We start from the raw sequence: 25293 nt of genomic DNA, 5'->3' as shown, positions 1-25293 counted from the left end.
AAGGCACATCTTCCCGATAGGGTTTGATGATGGACGCAGCAACAGCATGGATCCGCCGCGGAATATGACGCCATTAGTGTCGCTTTTTCACTATTGACGCTTCCGCTGGAGGGTATTCGGCGGTTGTTGCTGCCGTACACGTTTTTCACGGGGGAACTTTCAGGGAGCAACATGACGCAGGAACCGCAGGACCCGAATCAGCCAGGTGCTGGACAACCAGCCGCAGGTCAGCCGCAGGAGAAGCCGGACTGGCAGGCGCAGGGTTGGCAAGGTCAACCGCCGTTGACTCCTCAGCAGCCAGCGGCCCAGCCACAGTATCCCGCTCAGCCCACTCAACCTCAGCAGCCCGCTCAACCGCAGCAGCCGCAGTGGGGTCAGTACTCTCAGCAACCGCCCGCTCAACCGCAGCAGCCCGCTCAACCTCAACAGCCGCAGTGGGGTCAGTATGGCCAGCAGCAGCTCCCCCAGTACCCGGGCCAGCCACAATACCCAGGTCAACCCCAGTACCCGGGCCAGCCACAGACCGGTTACAACAACTACATGGCCCCTCCGAAGCCCGGCGTCATTCCGTTGCGCCCCTTGGGCCTGGGTGAAATCCTCGACGGTGCTTTCCAGGCCGCCCGACGCAACGGCAAGGCCATGTTCGGCTCCGCTCTGATCTTCCAATTGGTCACCGTCGCCGCCACCCTTTTGATCATGTTCTTGACCTTGGGCCAGCTCTTGGTGGGGTTCATGGACGGCAGCCTGTTCATGGAGGGCAACAACGTCACCGATACCGACGCCTTCATTGGCAGAATGCTCGGATTCACCGTAGCCATTATGGTGACGGTATTTGTCTCCACACTGCTACAAATGGTCTTACAGGGCGCCCTAGTGGTCCCGGTGGTTAGGTCCGTACTCAACCGCAAAACCACCTTTGGCCAAATGTGGCAACTGACAAAGCCCCGCATTGGCACCCTGCTTATACTCGCAGTGCTATACGCCGTAGCCGCCCTGATCGCAGTCTCTGTCTACATTGCTGTGGTGGTGCTACTGATCCTCAGCTTGGGATCCATGGACTCCGATTCAGCGGCGTTGGCAGGCATCGGCCTGTCCTTGCTGCTGAGTTTGCCGTTCCTGGCCGTTGGCCTCTGGATCGGCACCAAATTGCTCGTGGCTCCGGCGGCGATCGTGGTGGAAAACATTGGCGCTTTTGCGGCCATCAAACGTTCATGGCAACTCACCAAGCGCAATTGGTGGAGGACCTTTGGAACGTACCTTTTGGCCGTGATCATCGCCGCCGTCATCACCGGTGTTATCACCACACCCGTCAGCTTCATCGTGGGCATGATCATGGGCATGATGAGCATCGAGGCCACCGCGGAGCAGGCGCTCACCCAAACCATCATCGCTCAAGTCATTTCTAGTGCCATCGGCGCCTTGGTGGGAGCTATCACCTTGGCTTTCCAGACCGGCGTCATGGCCTTGATCTATGTTGATTTGCGCATGCGCCGCGACGGTTTCGACCTCACCTTGCTCAAGGAATCTGAAAGCGGCAAGGACGACGGCGGGATCCCCGGCTCCTCTTCTCGCGCAGACTTGGTGCCGGGTGCCTATGCGCCGGGCAGCCAGCAGCAGCCGCCTAGCACTTACTGATCGCAGTCCCTCCCATGGTCTCTTCACCGGCGTTGCCCGCCCTGCGCTACCTCGAGGTCCCCGTTGTCCCGGGGGCCGATGAAGCGCGCCGTTGGGCTGCTGAGGAGCTGGCCAAGCAGGCCTACCAAGATGCCAAGCCCGGCTTGGCGCGGCAGATCTTGGACCTGTTGGGCCGGGCTCTGAATGAGCTCTTGGGAAACATGGGATCAGCCGATGGAAACATTGGCCTAGGCGTGGTCATTGGGCTGATCGTGGTTGCCGTGGTGGTCATCATCTTAATCGTCAGGCCCCGTTTGAACCGCAAAAGGGCCGTTGGCAACGCTGTGTTCGCCCCTGATATGACGTTGTCCGCCGAACAGCACCGCAGACTTGCTAAGGCCGCCGCGCAAGCCGGAGACTGGCACACCGCTATCAATGAACAATTCAGGGCATTGGCCCGGTCCGGTGAGGAGCGCGATGTCACAGCCAGGACACTTGGGCGCACGGCCATGGAAATTGCCGGTGAACTGGGGATGGCTTTCCCCAACGCCAGCTCGGACATTCGCCACGCGGCTTCTCTTTTCAATGCCGTCCGTTACGGCAGAGTTCCACCGACCCAGGCCATGTTCGAGGAACTGGTGGCAACCGACGCAGCTGTTGCCCGGACAACGCCGCAGTACGCCGACGATTTCACGGCGGTGACCTCGTGACCGCGCCCGTTTCTCCTCCCCCTGCCCCTCTGAGCACGGATCCTCCCGAAGAGGCCGTTGCGTCTGGGAGCACCGGAGAGAAGGTATTTCACGCCGACGGCACCACACTTAGCCAGCGCTTGTCCACGCGGTGGCGGAAGTACCGCTTCTGGATCATCGGTGCGGCAGTGTTTGTACTGTTGTCGGTGCTTGCCTTTCTGCTCAATGATTCAGGCAATCGCAGCATTGACGCGCTGGCCATCAACAATCCGGCTCCGGCTGGCGCACAGGCTGCGGCAGCGGTGCTGGAGAACCAAGGTGTGGCTGTTACGGCCACTAAGTCATTGGCCGAAACCACTGACGCTCTGATCCACAACGACTACGGCAGCAGTACCGTACTTTTTTATGATCCGAGAAACATCCTCAGCGCAGCCCAGGTATCCGAGTTAGCCGCATCCGTGACGGCTAACGGTGCCAAGCTGCTGGCCGTCACACCCGGCCCGCTCACCGTGAAAAGCCTCAGCCCCGAGCTCCGGTCCACCGGCACCACCGCGGGAAGCCAGCAAGTAACTGCCCAGTGCGATCATCCAGATGCTGTTGCCGCTGGCTCCATCAGTGGTGGCGCACCCGACCCAGCCTTGGATGCAGGACCAGCAAAAGGTCCGCTGATGATGTTCAAGGGTGCGCAGACGTGTTTCAGCCCCGAAGGAGACGCAGGCTCCTCATCGGGGGGACTTTTGGCGAGCAATAGCGCCGGTGACATCACCGCATTGGGGTTCTCCGGCGCCGTCAATAACCATAATTTAGCCCAGGCCGGGAATGCGGCACTGACGTTTAGGCTGCTGGGCAGCAAGCCCAATTTGCTCTGGTACACATCCTCGGTCAGTGACATCCCTCCGGCGCAGAACCCGCCGGGCGTGGCCGAGCTGACCCCGGCTTGGATGTTCCCGACCGCTGCGTGGCTGATGCTGGTGGCCGTGGTGGGTGTGCTGTGGCGCGGGCGCAGGAACGGACCGCTGGTGGCTGAGCCGCTGCCGGTAATTGTGAAGGCGTCCGAGACCATGGCTGGCCGGGCCCGGCTCTATCAAGATGCCCGAGCCGTGGATACTGCCACGGGCACGCTTCGGCATGCCTCACTGACTCGGCTGGCACACGCCCTGCGATTAGGGCACGCGGCTGAACCGTCCGCCGTCGTCGAAGCTGTTGCCGCAGCAAGCTCCCGCTCCAGCGCGCAGATTCATGCCATCCTGCTGGGCGAGCCCCCTACGACTGAAAAAGACATGTTGAGAATCGCCGCCGACCTTGCGGCACTAGAGGAAGAAGTGGCACGTCGATGACTATGCCTTACCCGGACAGCAGCCCGGAGACGAACCCGGAATCCTACCCCCAGCCTGGCTACCCCGGCTCCCCCGCGCCGCAGTATCAGCAACAGCAACAGCCAGCACCGAGCGCCTCAGCTCAGGCCTTGCTGGCGGTCCGGACCGAAGTAGCAAAGGCCGTGGTAGGACAGGATGACACCGTGACGGGCCTGCTCATTGCCTTGCTTGCTGGCGGGCATGTACTGCTCGAAGGCGTGCCCGGTGTTGCCAAGACCTTGCTGGTTAGGGCCCTATCCACTGCCTTGAGCCTGGACACCAAGAGGGTGCAATTTACTCCCGACTTGATGCCAGGAGACGTCACCGGTTCGTTGATTTATGATGCCAGCACCTCCTCATTTACGTTCCGTGAAGGCCCGGTATTCACCAACATCCTGCTGGCCGATGAAATCAACAGGACCCCTCCGAAGACCCAGGCATCCTTGCTGGAAGCCATGGAAGAGCACCAGGTTTCCGTTGACGGAGTCTCACGCAAATTGCCGGCCCCCTTCATGGTGGCCGCCACCCAAAACCCAGTCGAGTATGAGGGCACCTACCCGCTGCCCGAGGCACAATTGGACCGTTTCCTGCTCAAATTGACCATGGATTTGCCCGGGCGCGACGATGAAATCGAAGTGATCCGCCGGCACAGCTTGGGCTTTGATCCCCAGAATCTGCATGCGGCGGGAGTGCGCCCAGTAGCTGGTGCAGCCGAGTTGACCCAGGCCCGCGAAGAAGTCGCGCAAGTCAACGTGGCTGGGGAAATCCTGGCCTATGTGGTGGATCTGGTCCGGGCCACCCGCACGGCGCCATCATTCCAACTGGGTGTCTCACCCCGTGGTGCAACGGCCATCCTGAAATCTGCCCGCGCCTATGCCTGGTTGTCAGGCCGGAGCTTTGTGACCCCGGACGATATCAAGGCATTGGCCTTGCCCACCCTGCGTCACCGTGTGGCGCTGCGCCCCGAAGCTGAGATGGACGGCGTTGCCGTGGACGGCATCCTGCTCTCCATTTTGGCCACCGTGCCGGTTCCGCGCTGATCCGGGCGTAACACCATGGCTATTTCAGGCAGGTTTTTTTGGGTGGCGCTGACAGCTCTGATTCCAGTTGTCATCTTTCCGACACTGGTGACCTGGGTGGTGGCTGTCTCGGTGCTGCTGCTGCTAGTGGTGGTGGACCTGATATTTGCTGCCTCGCCACGGGCAGTGACGCTCCGCCGCACCATACCTTCCGGGGTCCGGCTGGGTGAACCGGCCACCGCTGTTGTGCGACTTTCGAACAACTCATCTATGGTGTTGCGGGCCCAGGTCAAGGACGGCTGGCAGCCCTCCGCTGGTGCCCGCAACGCCTTGCAGCAGCTCCGCATCCGGGCCGGTGAACGGGCGGCTATGAGTGTAGATCTGCTGCCATCGCGTCGCGGAGATTTGGCAACACACCACCTCACCATCCGCTCCTTTGGTCCGCTGGGTATGGCTGCCCGGCAACACACCATCACGGCGCCCGGAATCTTGCGAGTGCTGCCCCCGTTCCATTCCAAACGGCATCTTCCTTCCAAGCTTCGTAAACTACGCGAGCTGGATGGCAAGGCCGCGGTACAAATCCGTGGGGCTGGCACCGAGTTCGACTCATTGCGCGACTATGTCCGCGGCGATGACGTGCGCTCCATCGACTGGCGTGCCACGGCCCGGCGCCAAGACGTGGTGGTGCGCACCTGGCGCCCCGAGCGCGACCGTCGAGTGGTCATCGTGTTGGATACGTCGCGAACCTCGGCCACCCGAATTGACGATGAAACGGCCCTCGACACCGGTATTGAGGCCTCACTCCTTCTGGCTGTTTTGGCCGAACGCGGCGGGGACCGGGTCAGTTTAGTGGCCTACGACCGCCGAGTTCGGGCGAAGGTTTCTTCCACGGGTAAGGGCAATATGCTTAATGCCATGGTGCAGGGCCTGGCTCCTCTAGAACCGGAACTGATCGAGTTCAACGCCCAAGGAGTTGCAGGGCAAGTCCGCGATGTCACAGCCCACCGCGCGTTAGTGGTTTTGGTGACCTCACTCGACGCCGGGGCGGCCGAAGAAGGCCTGATTCCGTTGGTCACCACGCTCTCCCAAAAACACTTGGTGGTTGTGGCTGCAGTCCGCGATCCAGCGCTGGAACGCGCCCGGCTAGAACGATCCACAAGCACGCTGGCCTACCGTGCGGCGGCGGCTGAACATACTCTGAACCGCCGTGAAGCCATCACTGCGTATCTCAAGCGGACCGGTGTGGAGGTAGTTGATGCAGCACCCCAGGATCTGCCCCCGAAGTTGGCAGATTTATATATCAAACTCAAGGCAGCTGGCCGGCTCTAGACAGCGTGCAGCTGGTCGGCCCAGGTCCGCACCGCCCATTCTCTCGGCACATCAGCCCCGCATTGGCCCACAGCTCAGCCCTCTACTGGCCCTTGAAGCTTCATAGTCTTCAGGCGGTCCGCTAGAACCCTAGACAGCGCGCTGTGCCCGCTCGCGGTGAGGTGGACGCCGTCGGTCATCTTGTTCCCCACGCCGTAGCGGGTGATCCAATCACCGGTGCTGATAAAGGGCACACCGTTGCTTTTGGCGAATCCGGCCAGCAGCGTGTCCACTTGGGTGCGCCGGCCGCCGTCCCTGCCGCCGCGGGCCAGCGTGCCGATCAGCAAGAATTCTGCCTGCGGATAGCTTGCCTTGAGTTGACGCAGCAGTCTGTCAGCATTGGCAAGAATTTGGGCGTCACTGGCTCCCCTTGCTGCGTCGTTGCCGCCGCCCTGAATCACTACCAGGGCCGGATCCCCATAGGGAAGGAGCATTTGGCCGCTATCCAGCGCATCAGGGTAGTTACCCCGGCGCTCAGAAGCAGCCGTGAAACCGGTGCCACCACCGCCAACAAAGTCAACGGTGTAGCCACGCTCCGCCAGCCCGTGCACCACCCATGTTTGAGCAGAGGTGACGCCGGCAGCTCCGGATGACTGCGAGTCCCCAATCAGAACAGCAGTTCTCCACACCTCCGGATTGATCACTTCGCGCCGCCCCGAGGCGGGGTTGAGCACCAGTGATCCAGGCGGCAGGTCCCACACGGTGGTGGCTTTAGCCGTGACCGCTGCGGCGCTGGCCCGGCCGCCGTCGGGCACGGTGTTGCGTTCTGGGTAATTCACGGGAAGCGGCGGGAACGCGGCTACCTCGACGGGGACGGAATCACTAGGGGCGACCCTCTCGCTCTTCGCCGTGGGGACAACGTCGCCTGGCCCGAGACCCAGCAGTACCGTGGAGACCACCAGCAGCACAACGGCTCTTTGACGCACCCCTCTGAGCAATTTTCCCCCGGTCATGAAACAGATTCTCCCCTACCAACGAGGCCGCTGACGCAAAATTACTTTCGACACTCCCGCGCCGCTTTTCCCTTGTGCACTGGGGCAGCGCCGTTAGGCGTTGCGGATATCCCCCAGCGCCTGCGCCACATCCAGCGACCTGCCCAGCACCGCCCGCGCCTCCTGCGGCGTGAGCGCTGCGAGGCTGGATTCTTCCGTGATGCGCAGCTGATTCAGCCCCGATTCAGCTAGTCCCAGCTTCCGCCAGGGCCGCATGATCCGCTCCACCAAAGCAGCGTACGACGGCGGCACCTGTCCTGCGCTGGCCGGCACCGTTCCAGCCCACACTCCCACACCAGACTCCAGGGCGCCTGCCAGCATTTCCCAGTGCCCGCCATCGAGCAAGTTCAGGGGCACAGCTACAGCATCGACTCCACATTCCAGTGCGATTTCTAGAGCTTGTCGCCACGCGGTAGCTTCGGCCGTGGGTGTCCCATCGCTTGTGGTGCTCTGCGCGGGGGTCCCTGCCAGCTTCGCGGCAGCTGCCGTTTCGGTTAGGGCCTGCTGTGCGGGCGCCACGTTGATGGCCACTTGACTGAAGCCCGCTAGGCGTGCCGCGGCCACCAGGTCACTCCACGTTTGACGCAGCTCCGAGCGCGGGATGGCGCGCAGGGTCCTGTAGCCCGAGGCTGTGGGAATGCTGCCAGCGAGGACCGCAGCAATGTGCGGCTCATCAATTTGCAACGTTAGTGCAGCACCCGGAAGGGCGCTCTGGATCTTGAGTGCGTGAATGTGGAGACCGGCAGCCAACGACTGCGCAATGTCGCGCCGGGCACCGTAATCGCGCACGGCCCGTTCACCGTAATGCAGATGAATGGAGGCGGCCATAGAAAACGGGCCGGTCACTTGGACTTTGAACGCTGCTGGTGAGAGCTCTCCGGCACCCACCACATCGGCGAGCACGTTAATGTCGGTGGACAGCGCGGATTCCGCGCGCCGGAAATCCAGCCCCGGCCTGTCCACAAAGCGCCAACCGTAGGGCTGGACGTCAACAGGCAGTTCGGTAAGGAGCGCGGCGGTGCGGCCTATATGGTCCGAGCCAACACCGCGGGCCGGTAGTTGCGGCAGGAACGGCAGGTTTGGGCCAGGAAATATGCCGACTGAAACTTTGGCGGCCTCTACAGGGTCGGTGCCGGGCCATGAGCCCAAAGCTGTGGCACTGGCACTGGCCGGTTCCGTGATGGGACTGGAGCTGTGCTGCGGTGAGGGTGTCACGGAAGCTGCGTGCCGTCGTCGTCCGTCCCAGCGGCAGGCTGCGCCTGGGTATCTGCCACAAAGCCCAGACCGTCTTGGCTGACCACTGGAACGCCACCGGTGGCGGCTGCTGCAAGGTGGCTTTGCGAAATGGCCTGATGGTGGTGGATGACCTCGCTGATGATGAAGTTCAGAAACTTCTCGGCGAAAGCGGGGTCCAGGTGGGCGGACTCGGCGAGGGCGCGAAGACGCTGAATCTGTGCTTTCTCGCGACCCGGATCGCCCGCAGGAAGCTGATGTTTGGCCTTGAGGATACCCACGCGTTGGGTCGCTTTGAAACGCTCGGCCAGCAGGTAGACCAGCGTGGCATCGAAGTTATCGATGCTGGAGCGGATGGACAGCAGCTCCGCCATGATGGCCGGGTCCACGGCTCCACTGAGGGAACTGGCGGCCGGGTCAAAATCTTCGACGGACAAGTGCTCTGCGTGGCTCGATTCGGTCATGGAAACAGTTTAGGCGGTGCCCGGCGGGGACAAAAACACTGTCCATGCCGGGCACCGCCTCAACGTACACTTCGGGATGCACCGGTGAAGTGACGAGTGCACTTCACAACTGCGTTGAGCCGAACTACGCTACTTTGCTGCCAAGAGAGCCTGGTGGGCGGCGCGGCGTTTGGCCTGCTCCGCCGGGTTGGGCACGGGCAGCGATGCGATCAGGCGCTTAGTGTAATCGGCCCGTGGGTTGCCCATGACCTGATGTCCAATCCCCTGTTCCACCATTTTTCCCTTGTAAAGCACGCCGACCCATTCGGCCAGGATATCCACCACAGCCAGGTCATGGCTGATGAACAGCGCCGCGAAACCCATTTCCGCTTGAATTTCACGGAACAGTTCCAACACCTTCGCCTGGACTGAAACATCCAATGCTGAGGTGGGCTCATCGGCGATCAATAGCTTGGGCTTGAGCGCCAAACCACGAGCCAGCGAGGCACGCTGACGCTGCCCACCGGAAAGCTCATGCGGGAACCGCTTGGCGTAGGCTGCCGGCAACTGAACCGACTCCAGCAACTCGCCCACACGCTTGGTGACGGCTTGGCCGGTGAGGTCGGTGTGGATGAGCAACGGCTCAGCAACACATTCGCCAATGCTCAAATACGGGTTGAACGATGCGGCCGGGTCTTGGAAGACAAAGCCGATGTCCTTGCGCAGGGGCCGGAACGATCGCTCCTTGTAATTGAGCATTTCGTAGCCGAGCACGTTTAGCGAACCGCCTGTGGTGCGGTTCAACCCGGCAATTGCGCGGCCAATGGTGGTCTTGCCCGAACCGGACTCCCCCACCAGCCCGAAGACTTCGCCGGCGCTAATGGTGAAGGAGACCTGATCTACAGCCCTAAACGCAGGGCTGCCCAGACGTCCCGGATATTCAATTTCCAGATCCGTGGCGCGGACCAGTACTTCCTTATCTTGGAAGGCCCGTTCCGTGAAACCTGCGGATGCAGAATTGCGGCCTAGGTGCGGAACGGCGGCCAACAGTGCCTGCGTGTAAGCCTGCTTGGGTGCGTCGAAGAGCACTGCCGAGCTGGCTTCCTCCACAACATCGCCTTGGAACATGACCACCACGCGGTCAGCAAGATCTGCCACCACGCCCATGTTGTGTGTAATCAGCACAATGGAGGTTCCGTAACGATCACGGAGATCTCGCAGCAGTTCCAAAATCTCCGCCTGCACCGTGACATCGAGTGCCGTGGTGGGCTCATCGGCCACGATCAGGCCCGGATTCAGGGCCAGCGCTGCGGCAATGACCACGCGCTGCTTCTGACCTCCAGAGAACTGGTGAGGGTAGTAGTCAACCCGCTTCTCCGGCTCCGGAATCCCCACTTTGGCCAGCGCTTCGATGGCCAGTTTGCGGGCTTCTTTCTTGCCCACTCGCTTTCCTGCGGGACGGTGGGCGCGCAAGCCCTCGGCGATCTGCCAGCCCACCGTGTACACGGGATTCAGTGCCGTAGACGGCTCCTGGAACACCATGGCCACGTCGCGGCCACGGATCTGCCGCATCTCCTGGGCGCTGACGCTCAGCACGTCATTACCGGTGATGATCACGGCGCCGCTGCTCTGGGCAGTCTCCGGCAGCAGACCCAAGATGGTCTTTGCCGTGACGGTCTTGCCCGAGCCTGATTCGCCCACGATGGCAACAATTTCACCCGGCGCCACGGTGAACGAGACATCTTTTACAGCCGGAACATCGCCTTGATCTGTGGCAAAGGTGACCTTGAGATCGTTGACTTCCAGAACCGGCCGCGGGGAACTTTCACCCTTCGGGGTGGCGCCGGTTGAGGTGGTGCCAGTTGGCGTAGCGCCGGTTGCTGCGTTTTCTGGGGAGCTGCTCATGCTTCCACCAACTCCTCTTGCTTGGCGTTCTTCTTTGTCTTTTTACGTCCACGCAGGCGAGGGTCGTTGAGATCGTTCATGGACTCGCCCAACAGGGTCAGGCCCAGCACGGTCAGCACAATAGCTGCACCAGGGAATACCCCGGTCCACCAAATACCTGCGGTGGCGTCCGACTGCGCATGGTTGAGGTCGTAGCCCCATTCCGCAGCGGAAGAGGGCTCAATACCGAAGCCCAAGAAACCAAGTCCGGCCAGCGTCAGAATCGCCTCGGATGCATTGAGTGTGAAGATCAGCGGCAGCGTCCTCGTGGCGTTCTTGAAAATGTGCCGGGCCATGATGCGCACCGTGGAAGCGCCCACAACAATGGCGGATTCCACAAACGGTTCGGCCTTGAGGCGAATGGTTTCGGCGCGGATCACGCGGAAGTACTGCGGGATGAACACGACGGTGATGGAGATGGCGGCAGCAAAAATACCTGCCCAAATATCCGAGCTTCCCTGTGTCAGGGCAATAGACATGACCATGGCCAGCAACAACGTTGGGAAGGCGTAAATGGCATCGGCCACCACTACCAGGATGCGGTCAAGCCAGCCACCCAAGTAGCCGGAGAGCAGACCCAAAATTACGCCAATGAAAATGGACAGCGCAACAGCGATCACAATCACGAAGACCGCAGTCTGGGCCCCCCAAATAGTGCGGGACAGGACATCGTAACCTCCCGCCGTCGTACCCCACAGGTGAGTGGACGACGGCGGTGACTGAGTTAAGTCGAAGCGCTGGGTGGGCCCATAGGGAGAAATCAACGGCGCCAACGCGGCGGTCAGGAGGAAGATGAGCGTCAGGACGATGCCAGCGACGAGCATGCCACGCTGGAGACCCATACTCTTTTTGAGCTGGGAAATGACGGGCAAGCGGCTGAAAAGCGATTTTTTGGTCTCCATGGCCTAGTACCTCACCCTCGGGTCGATCAGCGCGGCGATGACGTCCACGATGAAGTTGGTGACGGCCACGATGACGGCCAGCAGAACCACGATGCCTTGCACTGCCACGAAGTCACGCGCGGTGAGGTATTGGGCCAGCTGGAAGCCCAGTCCCTTCCATTCGAAGGTGGTCTCGGTCAAAACTGCCCCGCCAAGGAGCAGCGCGATCTGCAGACCCATGACGGTGATGATGGGGATCAGCGCAGGCTTGTACGCGTGCTTGGTGATGAGGCGGAATTCGCTGACACCGCGGGAGCGGCCGGCCTCAACATAGTCCCGGCTCAGGGTGCCGATCATGTTGGTGCGCACCAGTCGCAAGAAGATGCCGGCGGTGAGCAGACCGAGTGCCACAGCTGGCAGGACGGCATGCTGGGCGACGTCCCAGAACACGGTCATATTGCCGCTGCGCAGTGCATCCAGCCAGTAAATGCCCGAGGGCGCTTCCAATTGGGCCATGTAAATTTCCGTACTGGTGTTGCCGCGGCCCGCTACGGGGAACCAGCCGAGCCAGATGGAGAACACGAGCTTCAGGATCAGGCCTGCGAAGAACACGGGGGTGGCGTAGAAGGCGATGGCTGCCACGCGGGAGATGGCGTCCTGCCACTTGTCGCGCTTGTAGGCGGCGAGCATGCCCAGCGGGATACCGATCAGCAGTGCCACGACGAGTGCGTTGAGGGCCAATTCCAGTGTTGCCGAGCCATAGGTGGCCAGCATGTCGGAGATCAGCAGGTTGTCTGAGATGGTGCGGCCAAAGTTTCCAGTGGCAACCTGTCCCAAGTACTCGATGTACTGGACGAAGAGGGGCCTGTCGTAACCAGCCTCGTGAATGCGTATGGCCAGCTGGTCCGCGGGGAGCCGCCCACCGAGGGCTGCCGTGATGGGGTCGCCGGTGAGCCTCATGAGGAAGAACACCATGGAGACGAGGATGAAGATGGTGGGGAAGATCAGAACAAAGCGGATGGCCAGGTATTTACCTAGGCTGCCGCCCGCCTTCTTTTTACTCTTGGGGGCCTGCAGTGCGGGTTCTTCCGCCGGCAGGTCAATCATTGCGGTCATGTGCGCCTGTTTCTTTTGATGCTGTGCTTGGGGATGCACTTATCGTGGCCGTGCAAAAGTTTGATCCGTGCAAAGGGCGGGGCCTCTGTTTCAGATGGCCCCGCCCAATACACTGTGGTGTTTATCTAGCGGCTACCGAAGCGGCCTTACTTAGACAGAACGCCCAGACGGAACTTGAAGGACGCGTCCAAGGTGTCCTTGGTTCCGTTGACGTTGGCACCGGAGACTGCAACCTGGGCACCCTGCAGCAGCGGCAGAGTAGAGAGGTCCTTAGACACAGCGGTCTGAATGTCTTCGATCAGCTTGGTGCGCTCAGCCGGATCATTGGTGGTCACCTGTTCGGTGATCATCTTCTGAACTTCCGGGTTGCTGTAGTGGTTGCCGAGGAAGTTGTTCTCACTGAAGAACGGGGTCAGGTAGTTATCAGCATCGGAGTAGTCCGGGAACCAACCGAGCTGGTACATCGGGTAAACGTCCTCGGTGCGCTGCTTAGCGTAGGAAACCCACTCAGTCGACTGAAGGTTGACCGTGAAGAGCTTGGTTGCTTCCAACTGCGACTTGATGGCCGCGTACTCATCGCCTGAGGAGGAACCGTAGTGGTCCGGGTTGTACTGCAGATCCAACTTCACGGGTGTCTGGACACCGGCGTCAGCGAGTGCTTTGGTGGCCTTGTCAATATCCGGGCCGCCGTTGCCGTCACCGTATTCGGACTTCAACGGTTCAATCGCTCCGGTGAATCCGGCGGGGACCGGTGAGTACAGGGGCAGGTAGGTGCCCTTGTAAACCTGATCAGCTAGCTTGGCGCGATCAATCGAGTCAGCCATAGCCTGGCGGACAGCCAGCGACTTTTTAGCATCAGCTTCGGCTGTCTTGGCACCGAACGGCATGGTGTCGAAGTTGAACACGATGTAGCGAATCTCGCCACCGGGTCCAACATCAACCTTGACGTTCTTATCGCCCTTCAGGCTCTCAATATCGGTTGCCGTGAGGGAGCGCCAAGCAACGTCGATGCTGCCCTTTTGGACTTCCAACTTCAAGTTATTGGAATCGGCGAAATACTTGATCGTCACCGTTTCAGACTTGGCCGGGCCCAGCAGGCCCATGTAGTCAGGGTTCTTCTTGAAGGAGATCAGCTGGTTCTTCTTGAACGAGTCAATGGTGAACTGTCCAGCGTAAGACTTCCCCGCAACGATGTCTTCGTCGGGGGTAATGGCATCTGCAGAGAAGACACTGTCATCCACAATGGGACCGGCCGGGCTGGTCAACACCTGGGGGAAGGTCTGGTCGTTGCCGACCTTGAGCTTGAAGACCACGGTCGTGGCGTCCGGAGCTTCAACGCTGTCCAAGTTGCCCAAGAGGGAAGCCGGCCCGTTGACGTCATTGATCTTGACCTGACGGTCGAAGGAGAACTTCACATCCTTGGAGTCCAGCTCGGTGCCGTTAGCCCACTTGAGGCCAGCTTTTAGCTTCACCGTGTACTCAGTGGGTGAGGTGAACTCTGCCGATTCGGCAATGTCCGGCTTGGGGTCTGCGCTGCCAGCTTCGGAGTTCATCACAAACGGGTAGATCTGGTTCATGACCATGAACGAGCCGTTGTCGTAGGACCCAGCCGGGTCCAAGAAGGTGGTCTTGTCAGTGGTGCCGACAACAACCGGTCCGCCTGCGGAGCCGCCCGTGGAGCCAGCGTCGTTATCTCCACCTGCGGGGCCCGTGCATGCTGTCATGGCGAGCATGGAGACGCCTGCCACGGCGATCACCGAGCTAAATCCAAACTTATTCTTAGCCATCCGAGTACTTTCTCTTGTGCCTCACATGGAGAGCCGCCACACACCCTTGTGTGACGGCTCCCACGTATTTGATACTTAATGAATACCAGACTTGCGCGCGCGAGCCTGCATGGACGGGGAACTTGCAACCAGAAGGTTACCAAAGGGTAGCGTTGCCAAAGAATACCCAAGAAGCAAGACGGCGCGGCGCGCTGCCTGCTGAGGGAAGCTCTGCTACCGCTGGACTATTTTTTTCCATGACTTTGCTATGACTTTGCCAAAACTCTTCCGAGACAGAGCTAGGGCTGGCTGAGTGATTCCACGCGCGGCCCCGCACGGAAGTAGGGGCTACGCCCGAACCAGCCGGCAAGCTGGGTGTAGGGATCCGAGGCTATGGGGACCCGGACCTCCAAGCCGATGCCGCGGTCCGCTCCGCGGTGTTCCATCTTCAGCATGCGTTGGGACCAGGCCAGGGATTGCTCAGCCAGTACGGGATCCAAAATGATAGGGACACTAGTGGCCTTGACTAGATCCCACGCGTGAACGGTGAATTCGGTAATCTGCAGGCCGATCCGGCTGCGCAGGGGAGCTTCGCCACCTCCGGGCAGGGCCACCTGGGTGCTCAGGTCGGCCGATGCCCAGGCCCTCATGAGTAAGGCGGCACCATCACTGAATCGGGTTGACCAGTCAGCCCCTACCGTGGCATCGGCAGCCAGCGGATCAATATTATTGCCCCTGGCCATGAGCGTGTATTTGTGTAGATCGTAGACCACTAGGTGGTGTAGGAGGTCCTGCACATTCCAGTCGGCGCATGGCGTAGGCCATTCTGCTTGATTTGCCGAGATGGCGCTAATAACTTCAGCGCATTGGTTCAGAGCACTGTCCAAGTGTTGCAGCGGGTTGGGAATTGTATGCGGGGGCATTTTATAAACCTTCCGTGGGCCAAGTCACCTTAAAGGAAGTTTACGCCAGCCCCGCAAGACCCCTCCGGCACCCACCATCGCTAGCGCAGCAATGGCTACTTTTTTCCCATCCCTAGCGCAGCAACGGTTGCATTTTCAGCATCGCTCTCGCGCTTGCTGCCATGAAGAGACTCAGCTCCAACCGTTGCTGCGATAGGGTCGCTGATTTACCCATCATTGCTGCACTAGCGTCTTGGAATTTCCAACCACTACTGCACTAGCGTCTGGTGGTTAGGGGAGGTCGGGGCGGGCCAGTGAACGCGCCGTATCGATCGTGGCCTGACCCAGCACGCGCGAGCCCTGGTACAGCACAATGGTCTGGCCGGGAGCTACGCCGCGCAGCGGCTCCACCAAGGTGACGTGAAGCTGCTGGCGAGTGCCGGCGTCGTCCGTCTCTTCGGTGACAAAAGCGCGGGCCGGGACAGGATCGCCATGGGCGCGAACTTGGGCGTAGCAATCGAACTCAACGCCGGTGGCGACCTCGGCGATGGGCAGCCCAGCCCAGGAAACCTTGATGCCCTCGATCGAATCGATGGCCAGCAGAGCGTGCGGGCCAACAATGACCTTGTTCTCCTTGGGCCGGATTTCCAACACGAAACGTGGCTTGCCATCGGCTGCGGGAGTACCCAGCTTGAGGCCGCGGCGCTGACCCACGGTGAATTGGTTGGAGCCGGTGTGGCCGCCAACTTTTACACCGGTTTCGTCGACGATCTCGCCGTCGGTCATCTCGATTTTCTCGGCCAACCAGCCGGCGGTGTCGCCGTCGGGGATGAAGCAGATGTCGTGACTGTCGGGCTTCTTGGCCACCGACAGGCCGCGGGCTTCGGCTTCGGCACGAACTTCGGCCTTGGACGGGGTATCGGCCAGGGGGAACATGGAGTGCTTGAGCTGCTCGTGGGTCAAAACGCCGAGCACGTAGCTCTGGTCTTTGGCCCAATCGGCGGCGCGGTGCAGCTCGGGGTTGCCGTCGGCATCGGTGATGACCTTGGCGTAATGGCCCGTGCAGACGGCGTCGAAGCCGAGGGCAATGGCCTTCTCCAACAGCGCCGCGAACTTGATCCGCTCGTTACAGCGCATGCAGGGGTTGGGCGTGCGGCCGGCAGCGTATTCATCGATGAAGTCCTGGACAACATCTTCCTTGAACCGTTCGGAGAAATCCCACACATAGTAAGGAATGCCGAGTAGATCGCAGGCCCGCCAAGCATCGTTGGAGTCCTCCACAGTGCAGCAGCCGCGGCTGCCGGTGCGCAGGGTTCCGGGCATGCGGGACAGCGCCAGGTGAACACCGACGACGTCGTGCCCGGCATCTACTGCTCGTGCTGCGGCGACGGCGGAGTCAACTCCACCACTCATGGCGGCCAATACTCGCATTACGTACCTTCCAATTCATTACTGTTTTGTGTTGCTGTGTAGCTGTGGTGCCGGTTTGCGACGGGTCAGCCTGCGGCCCGTGTGCTGGCCGTTTCTATACTTGATTTGCGCCCGGCCATGCCGGCCTGTTTTGCGCGTGCGTGAGCGTCGGGCAACGCGGCCACGAAAGCGTCAACGTCTTCTTGGCTCGATGTATGCCCCAAACTAAAGCGTTGTGCGCCACGTGCAATGTCCTCATCTAGACCCATGGCTAACAAAACGTGCGAGGGACGGGGCACTCCCGCGGTGCAGGCCGAGCCTGTGGAGGATTCAATTCCTGCCATGTCGAGCAGGAATAGCAGGGAATCGCCTTCGCAGCCGGGGAAGGTGAAGTGCGCGTTGCCGGGGAGCCGGCCGGCCGGTTTCCCGGTGGGCTGCGCGGCCGGTTGCGCGGCTGGATCGATGCCGCGCAACACCGCTTCCGGAACAGCGTCGCGGACTGCGGCAATGATCTGATCGCGCAGGCCAGAAATACGTGCGTTTTCTGCGTCCAAGTTGGCTGTGACATCTGCTGCGGCTGCAGCGAAGGCAGCGATGCCTGCAGCATCCAACGTGCCGGAGCGGACGCTGCGTTCCTGACCCCCACCGTGTTGGACGGGCATGAGTTTCACGGCGCGGCCTAGCAGCAGCGCACCCACCCCAACGGGTCCACCGATCTTGTGGCCGCTGATGGACATGGCGGCAAGACCAGATTCTTTGAAGTTAATGGGCACCGAGCCGAACGCTTGAACGGCGTCGGAATGTACGGGGATGCCGTATGCATCGGCGAGCGCCACGATCTCGGCGATCGGCTCAATGGTGCCCACCTCATTGTTGGCCCACATGCAGGTGAGCAGCGCGACAGACTCTGCTCCGCCGTCGTCCAGTTCCTTTTTCAAGGCAGAAATACTGACCACGCCGTCCTGATCCACGGGCAGCCACACGGCCTGGGCACCTTCATGCTTCTCGAGCCATTCGACGGTGTCCTGCACGGCAGCATGTTCAACGCTGGAGACCAAGATGCGGTTGCGGGCAGGCTCGGCTGCGTTGCGGGACCAGAACAGCCCCTTCACAGCGAGGTTGTCCGCCTCGGTGCCGCCGGAGGTAAAAATGACCTCGGTGGGGTGGGCGCCGGCAGCTTTGGCGATGGTCTCGCGGGACGCCTCCACCGTGGCTCGGGCGCGACGGCCCGATCCGTGCAGGGAGGACGGATTGCCGCTACGGGCGATAACGGAAGTGAGTGCGGCGAGGGCCGGGGCCGAAATTGGCGTGGTCGCCGCGTGATCTAGATACACGGGCACGGGTTCAATTCTACGGCATGAGCTCGGCACTGCACCGCCTCCCAACCGCACCCCGCGCCGCAGAGTGGAAGCCGAGAGGAGAGGGCCCTATCCTTTTGGCTTGACCTTGGCTTAACCCCGCATTTCACCTTGCTCTGCATCGCCAGCCACTGGCAGGATCATGGTGTTCCACATCACACAATGATTTCGGGAGATTGAATCCATGCAAAAAGTCCCTTTCCGACGTGCCGCGGCTACCGCCGTCTGCGCCGTGACCATGGCAGCAACAACCTTCATCGGAGGCAGCGCCGTAGCTGCCCCGTCGCAAACTCCATCAACACCCATCGAGTTTCCCGCCGCGGACGGCCAGCTCATGAGCTACGTGGTCAACGCTAAGGCGGCCAACAAAGGCCAGACCAAGCAGGCCGTGCGAGCCGTCCAAGCAGCCGGCGGCGTTGCCGTCCAGGAGTGGCCAGAAATTGGGGTGGTAATCGCTCAGTCCGATCGCGCCAACTTCCGCGCCGACGTCCTCAAGCAGGGCAAGTCGCACGTGGCCTCGGTGGGCGCAACCCGCACCATCACCGTCGCCGAAGGCACCCCGGACGGCATTGACGTCCCGTGGCAGCAGGTCCAGCAATCCCAGTTGCCGCAATTGCGCAGCAGGCAGATGGCAAATACTGATCTGCTCTACGGGGATGCCGCGTTTGACGGCGTCACAGTTGATCCGCGCGAAGGTGAACAGTGGGACAAGGCGCAGATCAAGGCCAACGAAGCTCAGCAGATCACCGATGGCTCCCGCAATGTTTTGGTCGGCGTCCTGGACAGTGGGATCGACCCGGTCCACCCCGACCTGCAAGCCAACATTGATGTGGCTGCCTCCGTGAATTGCACCAATGCAGGACGGCCCGATACCTCAGCTACAGGCTGGTTCCCCACCACCTCATCCCACGGAACTCACGTAGCCGGCATCATTGCCGCGCCCCGCAACGGTGTTGGCATTACGGGTGTGGCCCCGAACGTGCGCATGGCCTCCGTCAAGGTAGTTAACGACGCCGGCTCCATCTACCCCGAATACGCCATCTGCGGTTTCATGTGGGCAGGGATGCAGGGCATGGACGTCACCAATAACAGCTACTACGTTGACCCGATGCAGTTCTGGTGCGATGACCAGCCCGATCAGAAGGCGGTCCTAGACGCTGTTGACAAAGCCGTTTCATGGTCCACGAAGCAGGGCGTGGTACATGCCGCTGCTGCTGGCAACGCCTCCTACGATCTGGCCAACAAGACCACTGACGATGTCAGCCCCAATGACGTTTCCGGCACTTACCGCCAGATCAATAATGGTTGCAAGGACATCCCCACTGAACTCGACGGGGTGGTGACTGTTTCCTCGACGGATCAGGCCGGCAAGCTCTCCTCGTTCTCGAACCGCGGCCTGGACGTCATTGACGTTGCAGCTCCCGGCTCACGCATCCTCTCAACGCTCCCGAACAACAAGTACGGCCTGTTGAGCGGCACGTCCATGGCCTCGCCCCAGGTTGCAGGCGTCTTGGCACTGATGAAGTCCGAGCACCCGGAATGGGCTCCACAGCAGATGATCGCGCAGCTGCGCTCGCAGGCACAGGATCGTCTCTGCATCCCGTCCGCAACACCCACCGGCTCAGAGTGTGTGGGCACGGAGGCCAATAACAGCTACTACGGCGAGGGCATCGTGGACGCTCTGCGAGCAGTCCGCTAACAGCAGTAATTCCAGTCGCAGCCTGTCAGCAATCAGCCTGTCTGCTCTGACGACTCCGGCGGCCATCCTCAGGGGTGGCCGCCGGAGCTGTTTGGGTTGCGAATCTATTTGGAAATCTTCGGCACCAGCCTGGCGCAACAATGCGAGATCTCCTGGTCAGGAGCCAAAGCGTGGCGGTCATCGCCACACCCCTCCAAGGCTCCGCCCAGCAGCGCACCATTGAGCGAGCACACTACGCCTTGGTGATCCCGCGACAACCGATGGAAAGGGCAATTGGCCATGATGGTGCCGCCGTCGCCGTCGGGCTCGGGGCTGTAACCGGTATCCGCCAGCAACGCGAAAATATCTCCTGCCGCCTGCCCCATTCGCATTCCTTGTTCGCGGGCAACCTCGGCGAGGGAGGCTTCAATTCCATCACCTGTGTCGATGGAACGCTGCACACCGGCGGCCAACAGGCTGGCGGCAAGATCATAGTGACGTGGCGGAACAGAAACGCCCACCTCACTGCGTGCAACGGCGTACAGCTTGCTGGGCCGGCCCGAGCCTGGTCCGGTCCGCTCCCCCATCTTGCGGAATTCCACACGCAACAAGGACTCCTCCACCAAACGATCCAGATGGACACGGATGGTGCTCTTCGGTACGCCAAGAGCCTCAGCGCACTCGTCGCGGCTCATCGACGCACCACCATCCTGAATCAGCTCGAAGAGTTTCTTGCGCACCGGATCCCCCAATGACGCCACCGCCCGCAGGCGCTGCCCTTGATTCATAGGGAGTTCGGCATTACTAGGCAGTTCGGTTGCAAACGGTCCTGGCCGCGATCCGGTCGCTCCGGGGTAGCCAGTTGGCCCAGATGACCTAGGCAGCCCAAGTGGTCCTGCTATTGATTCCGGCCCCGATGGATCCATGGCCACTGACCTCTTCCCCTCTTGATGGCGCCGTACTACCTTGCCTCATGGGACGGGCAGTTTGCGGAATATGTCTAATGGCTTGACGCTGTGGGTCTGCGCTTCTAAAGTCAATAATACAAGATTTAGAAAGGGTTGGATATGTCCATCACCAGTGCGTCCCTGCCGGACCTCCTAGCTTTTGAAGACCCAGAACTCTCTGCCACAGCTGGGATTGACCTCCCCCGGGCTCAGGCAGCCATCGCCGAATTCCTGAGAGCGCTGGGCCGGGACGAGACCGATCCCCACTTGCTCGACACTCCCCGCCGGCTTGCCGCGGCCTATGCCGAAATGCTCACGCCGCGGAAAACCTCTTGGACCACGTTCCCTAACGAGGACGGCTACCAAGGTCTGGTTCTGGTCAAAGACATCCCGTTCCACTCACTCTGTCAACACCATTTACTCCCCTTCCGAGGTGTGGCACATGTAGGTTATTTACCGGGCGATCGCCTGTTTGGCCTCTCCAAATTAGCCCGGGGCGTAGAGCTCTTCTCCCGCGATCTGCAAGTCCAAGAACGCCTCACCCAGCAGATCGCCGACTGGCTCGAGACCACCCTGGCCCCACGCGGCGTGGGCGTCGTCATGGAAGCCGAACACATGTGCATGTCCCTGCGCGGCGTCCACACGGCTGGGACATTGACCCGCACCTCAGTCTTCACCGGCCTCTTGAACGACGACGGACCCTTGCGAGCCCAATTCCCGCACTGACACCTGACTCACCTAGGCAACAAAAAATCCCCCATCCGGCCACCACAACACAGACATAAGGATTTTCCCCGGAAAAGAGTTTCCATCATGAGTCAGACCACCAGCCCCGTCGTTCCAGAAGCTGCACCTGCAGCTGAATCAGCAGCCAGCGAAATCACATCAGCAAGCGCCACACAAGCGCCTGGCATGGTCATTATCGGTGGCGGTCTCACGGCAGCCACAGCCGCCGAAACCCTGCGCAAGGAAGGCTGGAATGGTCCAATCACCATTGTGGCCGACGAGCCTGAGGTCCCCTACCAGCGCCCGCCGCTGTCCAAGGGATTTCTGGCGGGCAAGGAGGCTGAGGACGCTTTGCTCCCCTTGCCCGCCACCTGGTATCCGGAGAACAACGTGAGACTCATGACCGGGACTGCGGCAACGGCCCTGAACCAGCAGTCCCGCACCGTAACCTTGGCCAATGGAACCACGCTTCCGTATGCCAAGGTACTTTTAGCAACAGGGGCCGCCCCGCGCCGGATCCCTTTTCCCGGCGTCGACCTTCAGGGTGTTTACACTCTCCGGACCAAGGCCGACAGCGTTGCCTTGAAACAGCTATTCACCGGTGGCGGCAAGAATGTGGTGCTGATCGGATCGGGCTGGATTGGCATGGAAATTGCAGCCACGGCCACCGAGATGGGCAACCATGTGGCGCTCATGGGACTCGAGGAAGTACCGCTATCCGCGGCGATTGGCGCGCAGCTGGGCACGGTCTTCACCGATCGGCACAAGGAAGCTGGCGTTCGTTTTGAGCTGCCTGCCAGTGCCGCCGAAATCCTGGGAAGCGACGGGCGCGTGAGCTCGGTCCTGACCACCACCGGCGTCACGATCCCGGCGGACGTGGTGATCGTGGCCGTGGGCGTGGTCCCCAATATTGCCCTCGCGCAGGACGCCGGGCTCACGATTAACAACGGCATTGAGGTGGACTCCGCGCTGCGAACCTCGGCCCCGGATGTGTTTGCCGCCGGCGATGTGGCCAATGCCATGCACCCCGTGACCGGCACGCATGCCCGCTCCGAGCACTGGGCCAACGCGATCGCTAGCGGCAAAGTGGCGGCTAAATCCATGCTGGGCAAGGACGCCGCGCTCGATGACATCCCCTACTTCTACACCGACCAGTTTGACTTGGGCATGGAGTATTCCGGATTCGGCGCACTGACCAAGGAGGCCGCAGTGGTGATCCGCGGCGACCTGACAAAGCGCGAATTCATTGCCTTCTGGGTACTCGAGGGCCATGTGGTGGCGGGCATGAATGTGAACATTTGGGACGTTCAGGATGCCATCAAGAACCTTATTTCCTCCCGACGTATTATCGACACGGCCGCACTGGCTGACCCACAAACACCGCTCGAGAGGCTTTGATGGAGACTATGACCACCCCTGCCACTTCCACCGAATCGCCAACCACCGCTGCGCCGTTTTACTCTCCGCCGCTGCTGCATCCGGTCCATCACTTTGGTCCCCGCACGCTGGACTTCAGCAGGCAAGTGGCTCTCATGGCGATCGTCAACCGCACTCCGGATTCCTTTTACGACGGCGGAGCCACCTTTGCCCTCGATGCGGCAGTGGCCGCCTCGCTCACTGCCGTGGACGACGGCGCCGACTGGGTTGACATTGGCGGCGTCCCCTTTGCACCGGGGCCGGCGTTGAGCGCCAATGAGGAAGCCGATCGCGTAGTGCCGGTGATTGCCGCCGTGGCCGGAGCCAGTAATGTGATCATTTCCGTGGACACGTTCCTACCCGAGGTGGCCGCCCGCAGCATTGCCGCCGGGGCCCACGTCATCAACGACACCACGGGGCTGTCCAATCCCGACCTCGCCTCCGTGGTGGCCGAGTCCGGGGCCCATCTGATCATCACCCACTCCTTGGCTGCCCCGCGCACCGTCTACCCGCGGCCGCACTATGACGATGTGGTCACCGAGGTGGTTGCCTTCTTGACAGAGAAAATTGACCTGGCGTTGTCGTTAGGTGTTCCGGCGGAGAAGATCATCATTGATCCGGGGCACGATCTGAACAAAAACACGCTGCACACTCTGGCCATCACGCGCCGTTTCAACGAGATTGCCGCCTTGGGTTTCCCCACTTTGGCTGCCGTGTCCAACAAGGACTTCATTGGCGAATCGCTGAACCAGAAAAAGGAAGATCGGCTGGAGGGCTCCATCGCCACCGGGGTGATCTGCATTCTGGGCGGAGCCCGGATATTACGCATGCACAACGTGGCAGCTTCCAACTCCGCCATCCGCATGACGGAAACCGTCTTGGGGTGGCGAGAACCGGCGTTCCTCAAGCACAATATGGGTGAGATCAATGAGCCCGCCCACCCTGGGAGGGAAAGCCAGACCGGAAAAGGTAACCCATGATGGAGCGGATCTTTCCCGACGCCGCCTTGCTTTCTGGGGCCGCCTTGGACCATGAGATTCTGGCCGCTCCTCCGGAGAACCGGCGCAGTAATAGGCCTTGGGTCAGCTTCAACTTCATCGCCAGCATTGACGGCGCGGCGTCCTTGGACGGGGTTTCTGGGCAACTAGGCAACGCCTGGGACCAGCGCGTATTCGCGTTGTTGCGGCAAACCGCCGACGTCATCTTGGTGGGCGCCCAAACCGTCCGATCCGAAGGCTACGGCGGGGAGCTGCTCAGCAAAACAGCCCAGGCCTGGCGTGCCGAGAACTGGCTCTCGGAGCACCCGCCGCTGGCGATCGTTTCCGGCTCCTTGAATCTGGACAGTGATCTTGAGGTGTTCACCCTAGCGCCGGTGCGGCCCCTGATCCTTACGCTTGGCTCTGCACCGCAAGAACGCCGGGAAGCCCTCTCCGAGGTGGCCGATGTGGTCAATGTCGGGGAAAACTCCCTAGACGTTGAGCAGATCATCGCCGAACTTGCGGCCCGCGGATACAAGAACATTCGTTCCGAAGGTGGGCCTACGCTGCTGGGCAGTTTCGCTGCAGCTAACAGGGTCGATGAACTCAACCTCACGGTGTCCCCGCTGCTGGTGGGAGGGGCGGCCGGGCGGATAGCCAACGGCCAGCCTGTATCAAATTCAGCCGACGCCGCCACCTCCACCGGTGGCGCAGGAGGCGCAGCTGACATTGCCCGCACCATGGAACTAACCCGAATCCTCAAAGCTGACTCAATGCTGTTCCTGCGCTACGTCCGCCCCGTGGAGTAATCCTTTAGCTTCAACTCGAACAGCCCAATCCCAATCCCAATCCCAACTGGACTAGTTTGTGGGCGGTGCCACGACAATTTCGTCATGATCTTCGCTGTGGTGTCGCTAAGCAGACCGTCGCTGGGACAGGCCAACGACACCACTAAGCCGGTATCGGCGGTGCCCAACATTCGTGCCCACACTGTGCTGGCCATGACGTCTTTACTGGCTGAGCTTGTAAAGCTCAGGGAAGAGATGCCCTGCCCTTTCTTACCGGCTTCAACAACCCAAGGCAGCGTGGATTCGTTCAGCGCCGATTCCGTCACCGAGGGAATTAAGTACTTCATGAGATTGCTCGTGGAGATTTTGTCAACACCGTCGACACTGAGCGGGCCCTGGTTGGCGGTACTCCAGCGCGCCAGCTGGCAACCGGCGGCGGCGCCATGCCCAGCCACCACTGTTGGTGCTGCGGAGCTGGGCGGAGCTGAACTTACAGCGTCAGTCGCTGTGGACGGGCCCTCGGGTATGGCAATCGTGCAGCCGCTCAAGGTAGCTGCCAACACTGCGGCTACAGCAGCGCTATTCCGCGTTCCAACTCTAAAGTTCACAGCATCCACCGCACCGACCACGGCACTTTCCCGTGCGTCTGAAGGAGACTGCACTAGTCTTGA

Annotated in this window: 23 protein-coding genes; 10 read left to right on the top strand and 13 right to left on the bottom strand. The window is 61.1% G+C overall.

Going from position 1 to position 25293, the window contains the following annotated elements; all coding sequences use genetic code 11:
- Positions 1-145: 145 nt before the first annotated feature.
- Complete coding sequence (locus ACX80D_RS02550) at positions 146-520, bottom strand: hypothetical protein (protein ID WP_459321010.1); 375 nt, start codon at positions 518-520, stop codon at positions 146-148.
- 20 nt (positions 521-540) lie between these two features.
- Here ACX80D_RS02550 and ACX80D_RS02545 point away from each other — a divergent pair, with 20 nt between their 5' ends.
- Genes ACX80D_RS02545 through ACX80D_RS02525 form a run of 5 tightly spaced genes read left to right on the top strand, consistent with a single transcriptional unit; the run spans position 541 to position 6006 of the window.
- A complete protein-coding gene (locus ACX80D_RS02545; protein ID WP_459321009.1) occupies positions 541-1635 on the top strand; it encodes a glycerophosphoryl diester phosphodiesterase membrane domain-containing protein in 1095 nt (364 codons plus the stop codon).
- Between the two features lie 14 nt (positions 1636-1649).
- Positions 1650-2324: a DUF4129 domain-containing protein gene (locus ACX80D_RS02540; RefSeq protein ID WP_459321008.1), complete on the top strand. Its 675-nt coding sequence runs from the start codon at positions 1650-1652 to the stop codon at positions 2322-2324.
- Positions 2321-3640 (top strand): DUF4350 domain-containing protein, encoded by a 1320-nt coding sequence (locus ACX80D_RS02535; RefSeq protein WP_459321007.1) that lies wholly within the window; start codon positions 2321-2323, stop codon positions 3638-3640. The genes ACX80D_RS02540 and ACX80D_RS02535 overlap by 4 nt, the downstream gene beginning before the upstream one ends.
- Positions 3637-4698, top strand: a complete 1062-nt coding sequence (locus ACX80D_RS02530; RefSeq protein ID WP_459321005.1) for an AAA family ATPase — start codon at positions 3637-3639, stop codon at positions 4696-4698. Before ACX80D_RS02535 ends, ACX80D_RS02530 begins: the two co-directional genes overlap by 4 nt.
- A 15-nt stretch (positions 4699-4713) precedes the next feature.
- Entirely contained in the window at positions 4714-6006 is a 1293-nt protein-coding gene (locus ACX80D_RS02525) for a DUF58 domain-containing protein (protein WP_459321004.1), read from the top strand.
- 74 nt (positions 6007-6080) lie between these two features.
- Here ACX80D_RS02525 and ACX80D_RS02520 read toward each other — a convergent pair whose 3' ends face one another.
- The 10 genes from ACX80D_RS02520 to ACX80D_RS02475 all read right to left on the bottom strand — a co-directional run bounded on the left by ACX80D_RS02520 (position 6081) and on the right by ACX80D_RS02475 (position 18072).
- Complete coding sequence (locus ACX80D_RS02520) at positions 6081-6998, bottom strand: SGNH/GDSL hydrolase family protein (protein WP_459321002.1); 918 nt, start codon at positions 6996-6998, stop codon at positions 6081-6083.
- Positions 6999-7091: 93 nt separating this feature from the next.
- A complete protein-coding gene (locus tag ACX80D_RS02515) occupies positions 7092-8252 on the bottom strand; it encodes a uroporphyrinogen decarboxylase/cobalamine-independent methonine synthase family protein (protein WP_459321000.1) in 1161 nt (386 codons plus the stop codon).
- Positions 8249-8734, bottom strand: a complete 486-nt coding sequence (locus ACX80D_RS02510) for a chorismate mutase (RefSeq protein ID WP_459320999.1) — start codon at positions 8732-8734, stop codon at positions 8249-8251. Before ACX80D_RS02510 ends, ACX80D_RS02515 begins: the two co-directional genes overlap by 4 nt.
- A 129-nt stretch (positions 8735-8863) precedes the next feature.
- Entirely contained in the window at positions 8864-10618 is a 1755-nt protein-coding gene (locus ACX80D_RS02505) for a dipeptide ABC transporter ATP-binding protein (protein ID WP_459320998.1), read from the bottom strand.
- A complete protein-coding gene (locus tag ACX80D_RS02500) occupies positions 10615-11559 on the bottom strand; it encodes an ABC transporter permease (protein ID WP_459320996.1) in 945 nt (314 codons plus the stop codon). The genes ACX80D_RS02505 and ACX80D_RS02500 overlap by 4 nt, the downstream gene beginning before the upstream one ends.
- Before the next feature lie 3 nt (positions 11560-11562).
- A complete protein-coding gene (locus ACX80D_RS02495; RefSeq protein WP_459320995.1) occupies positions 11563-12654 on the bottom strand; it encodes an ABC transporter permease in 1092 nt (363 codons plus the stop codon).
- 146 nt (positions 12655-12800) lie between these two features.
- Positions 12801-14441 carry an ABC transporter substrate-binding protein gene (locus tag ACX80D_RS02490; RefSeq protein WP_459320994.1) on the bottom strand — a complete coding sequence of 547 codons (1641 nt, stop codon included), beginning with the start codon at positions 14439-14441 and terminating at the stop codon, positions 12801-12803.
- Between the two features lie 278 nt (positions 14442-14719).
- Positions 14720-15343, bottom strand: coding sequence for a TIGR03086 family metal-binding protein (locus tag ACX80D_RS02485; RefSeq protein WP_459320993.1), 624 nt, complete (start codon positions 15341-15343; stop codon positions 14720-14722).
- A gap of 270 nt (positions 15344-15613) precedes the next feature.
- Positions 15614-16753, bottom strand: a complete 1140-nt coding sequence (gene mnmA / locus ACX80D_RS02480) for a tRNA 2-thiouridine(34) synthase MnmA (RefSeq protein WP_459320992.1) — start codon at positions 16751-16753, stop codon at positions 15614-15616.
- A 65-nt stretch (positions 16754-16818) separates the two neighbouring features.
- Positions 16819-18072, bottom strand: coding sequence for a cysteine desulfurase family protein (locus ACX80D_RS02475; protein ID WP_459320991.1), 1254 nt, complete (start codon positions 18070-18072; stop codon positions 16819-16821).
- A gap of 202 nt (positions 18073-18274) precedes the next feature.
- Here ACX80D_RS02475 and ACX80D_RS02470 point away from each other — a divergent pair, with 202 nt between their 5' ends.
- A complete protein-coding gene (locus tag ACX80D_RS02470; RefSeq protein WP_459320990.1) occupies positions 18275-19789 on the top strand; it encodes a S8 family serine peptidase in 1515 nt (504 codons plus the stop codon).
- Between the two features lie 104 nt (positions 19790-19893).
- On the opposite strand, the gene ACX80D_RS02465 is transcribed toward ACX80D_RS02470, so the two are convergent.
- Entirely contained in the window at positions 19894-20556 is a 663-nt protein-coding gene (locus tag ACX80D_RS02465; protein ID WP_459320988.1) for a helix-turn-helix transcriptional regulator, read from the bottom strand.
- A gap of 279 nt (positions 20557-20835) precedes the next feature.
- Here ACX80D_RS02465 and folE point away from each other — a divergent pair, with 279 nt between their 5' ends.
- From folE to ACX80D_RS02445, 4 genes are all read left to right on the top strand, one after another.
- A complete protein-coding gene (gene folE, locus ACX80D_RS02460) occupies positions 20836-21441 on the top strand; it encodes a GTP cyclohydrolase I (protein ID WP_459320987.1) in 606 nt (201 codons plus the stop codon).
- An 87-nt stretch (positions 21442-21528) separates the two neighbouring features.
- A complete protein-coding gene (locus ACX80D_RS02455; protein ID WP_459320986.1) occupies positions 21529-22839 on the top strand; it encodes an NAD(P)/FAD-dependent oxidoreductase in 1311 nt (436 codons plus the stop codon).
- An 8-nt stretch (positions 22840-22847) separates the two neighbouring features.
- Positions 22848-23837 carry a dihydropteroate synthase gene (folP, locus tag ACX80D_RS02450; RefSeq protein ID WP_459320985.1) on the top strand — a complete coding sequence of 330 codons (990 nt, stop codon included), beginning with the start codon at positions 22848-22850 and terminating at the stop codon, positions 23835-23837.
- Positions 23834-24643, top strand: coding sequence for a pyrimidine reductase family protein (locus ACX80D_RS02445; protein ID WP_459320984.1), 810 nt, complete (start codon positions 23834-23836; stop codon positions 24641-24643). The genes folP and ACX80D_RS02445 overlap by 4 nt, the downstream gene beginning before the upstream one ends.
- Here the strand turns inward: ACX80D_RS02445 and ACX80D_RS02440 are convergent.
- Positions 24622-25284, bottom strand: coding sequence for a hypothetical protein (locus ACX80D_RS02440; RefSeq protein WP_459320983.1), 663 nt, complete (start codon positions 25282-25284; stop codon positions 24622-24624). The two genes, ACX80D_RS02445 and ACX80D_RS02440, sit on opposite strands and share 22 nt — an antisense overlap.
- Positions 25285-25293 lie beyond the last annotated feature (9 nt).

This window comes from Arthrobacter sp. Sr24 (assembly GCF_054511175.1).
Note: the sequence above shows the minus strand (reverse complement) of the source record. Positions and strands in the feature narration are given on the sequence as shown.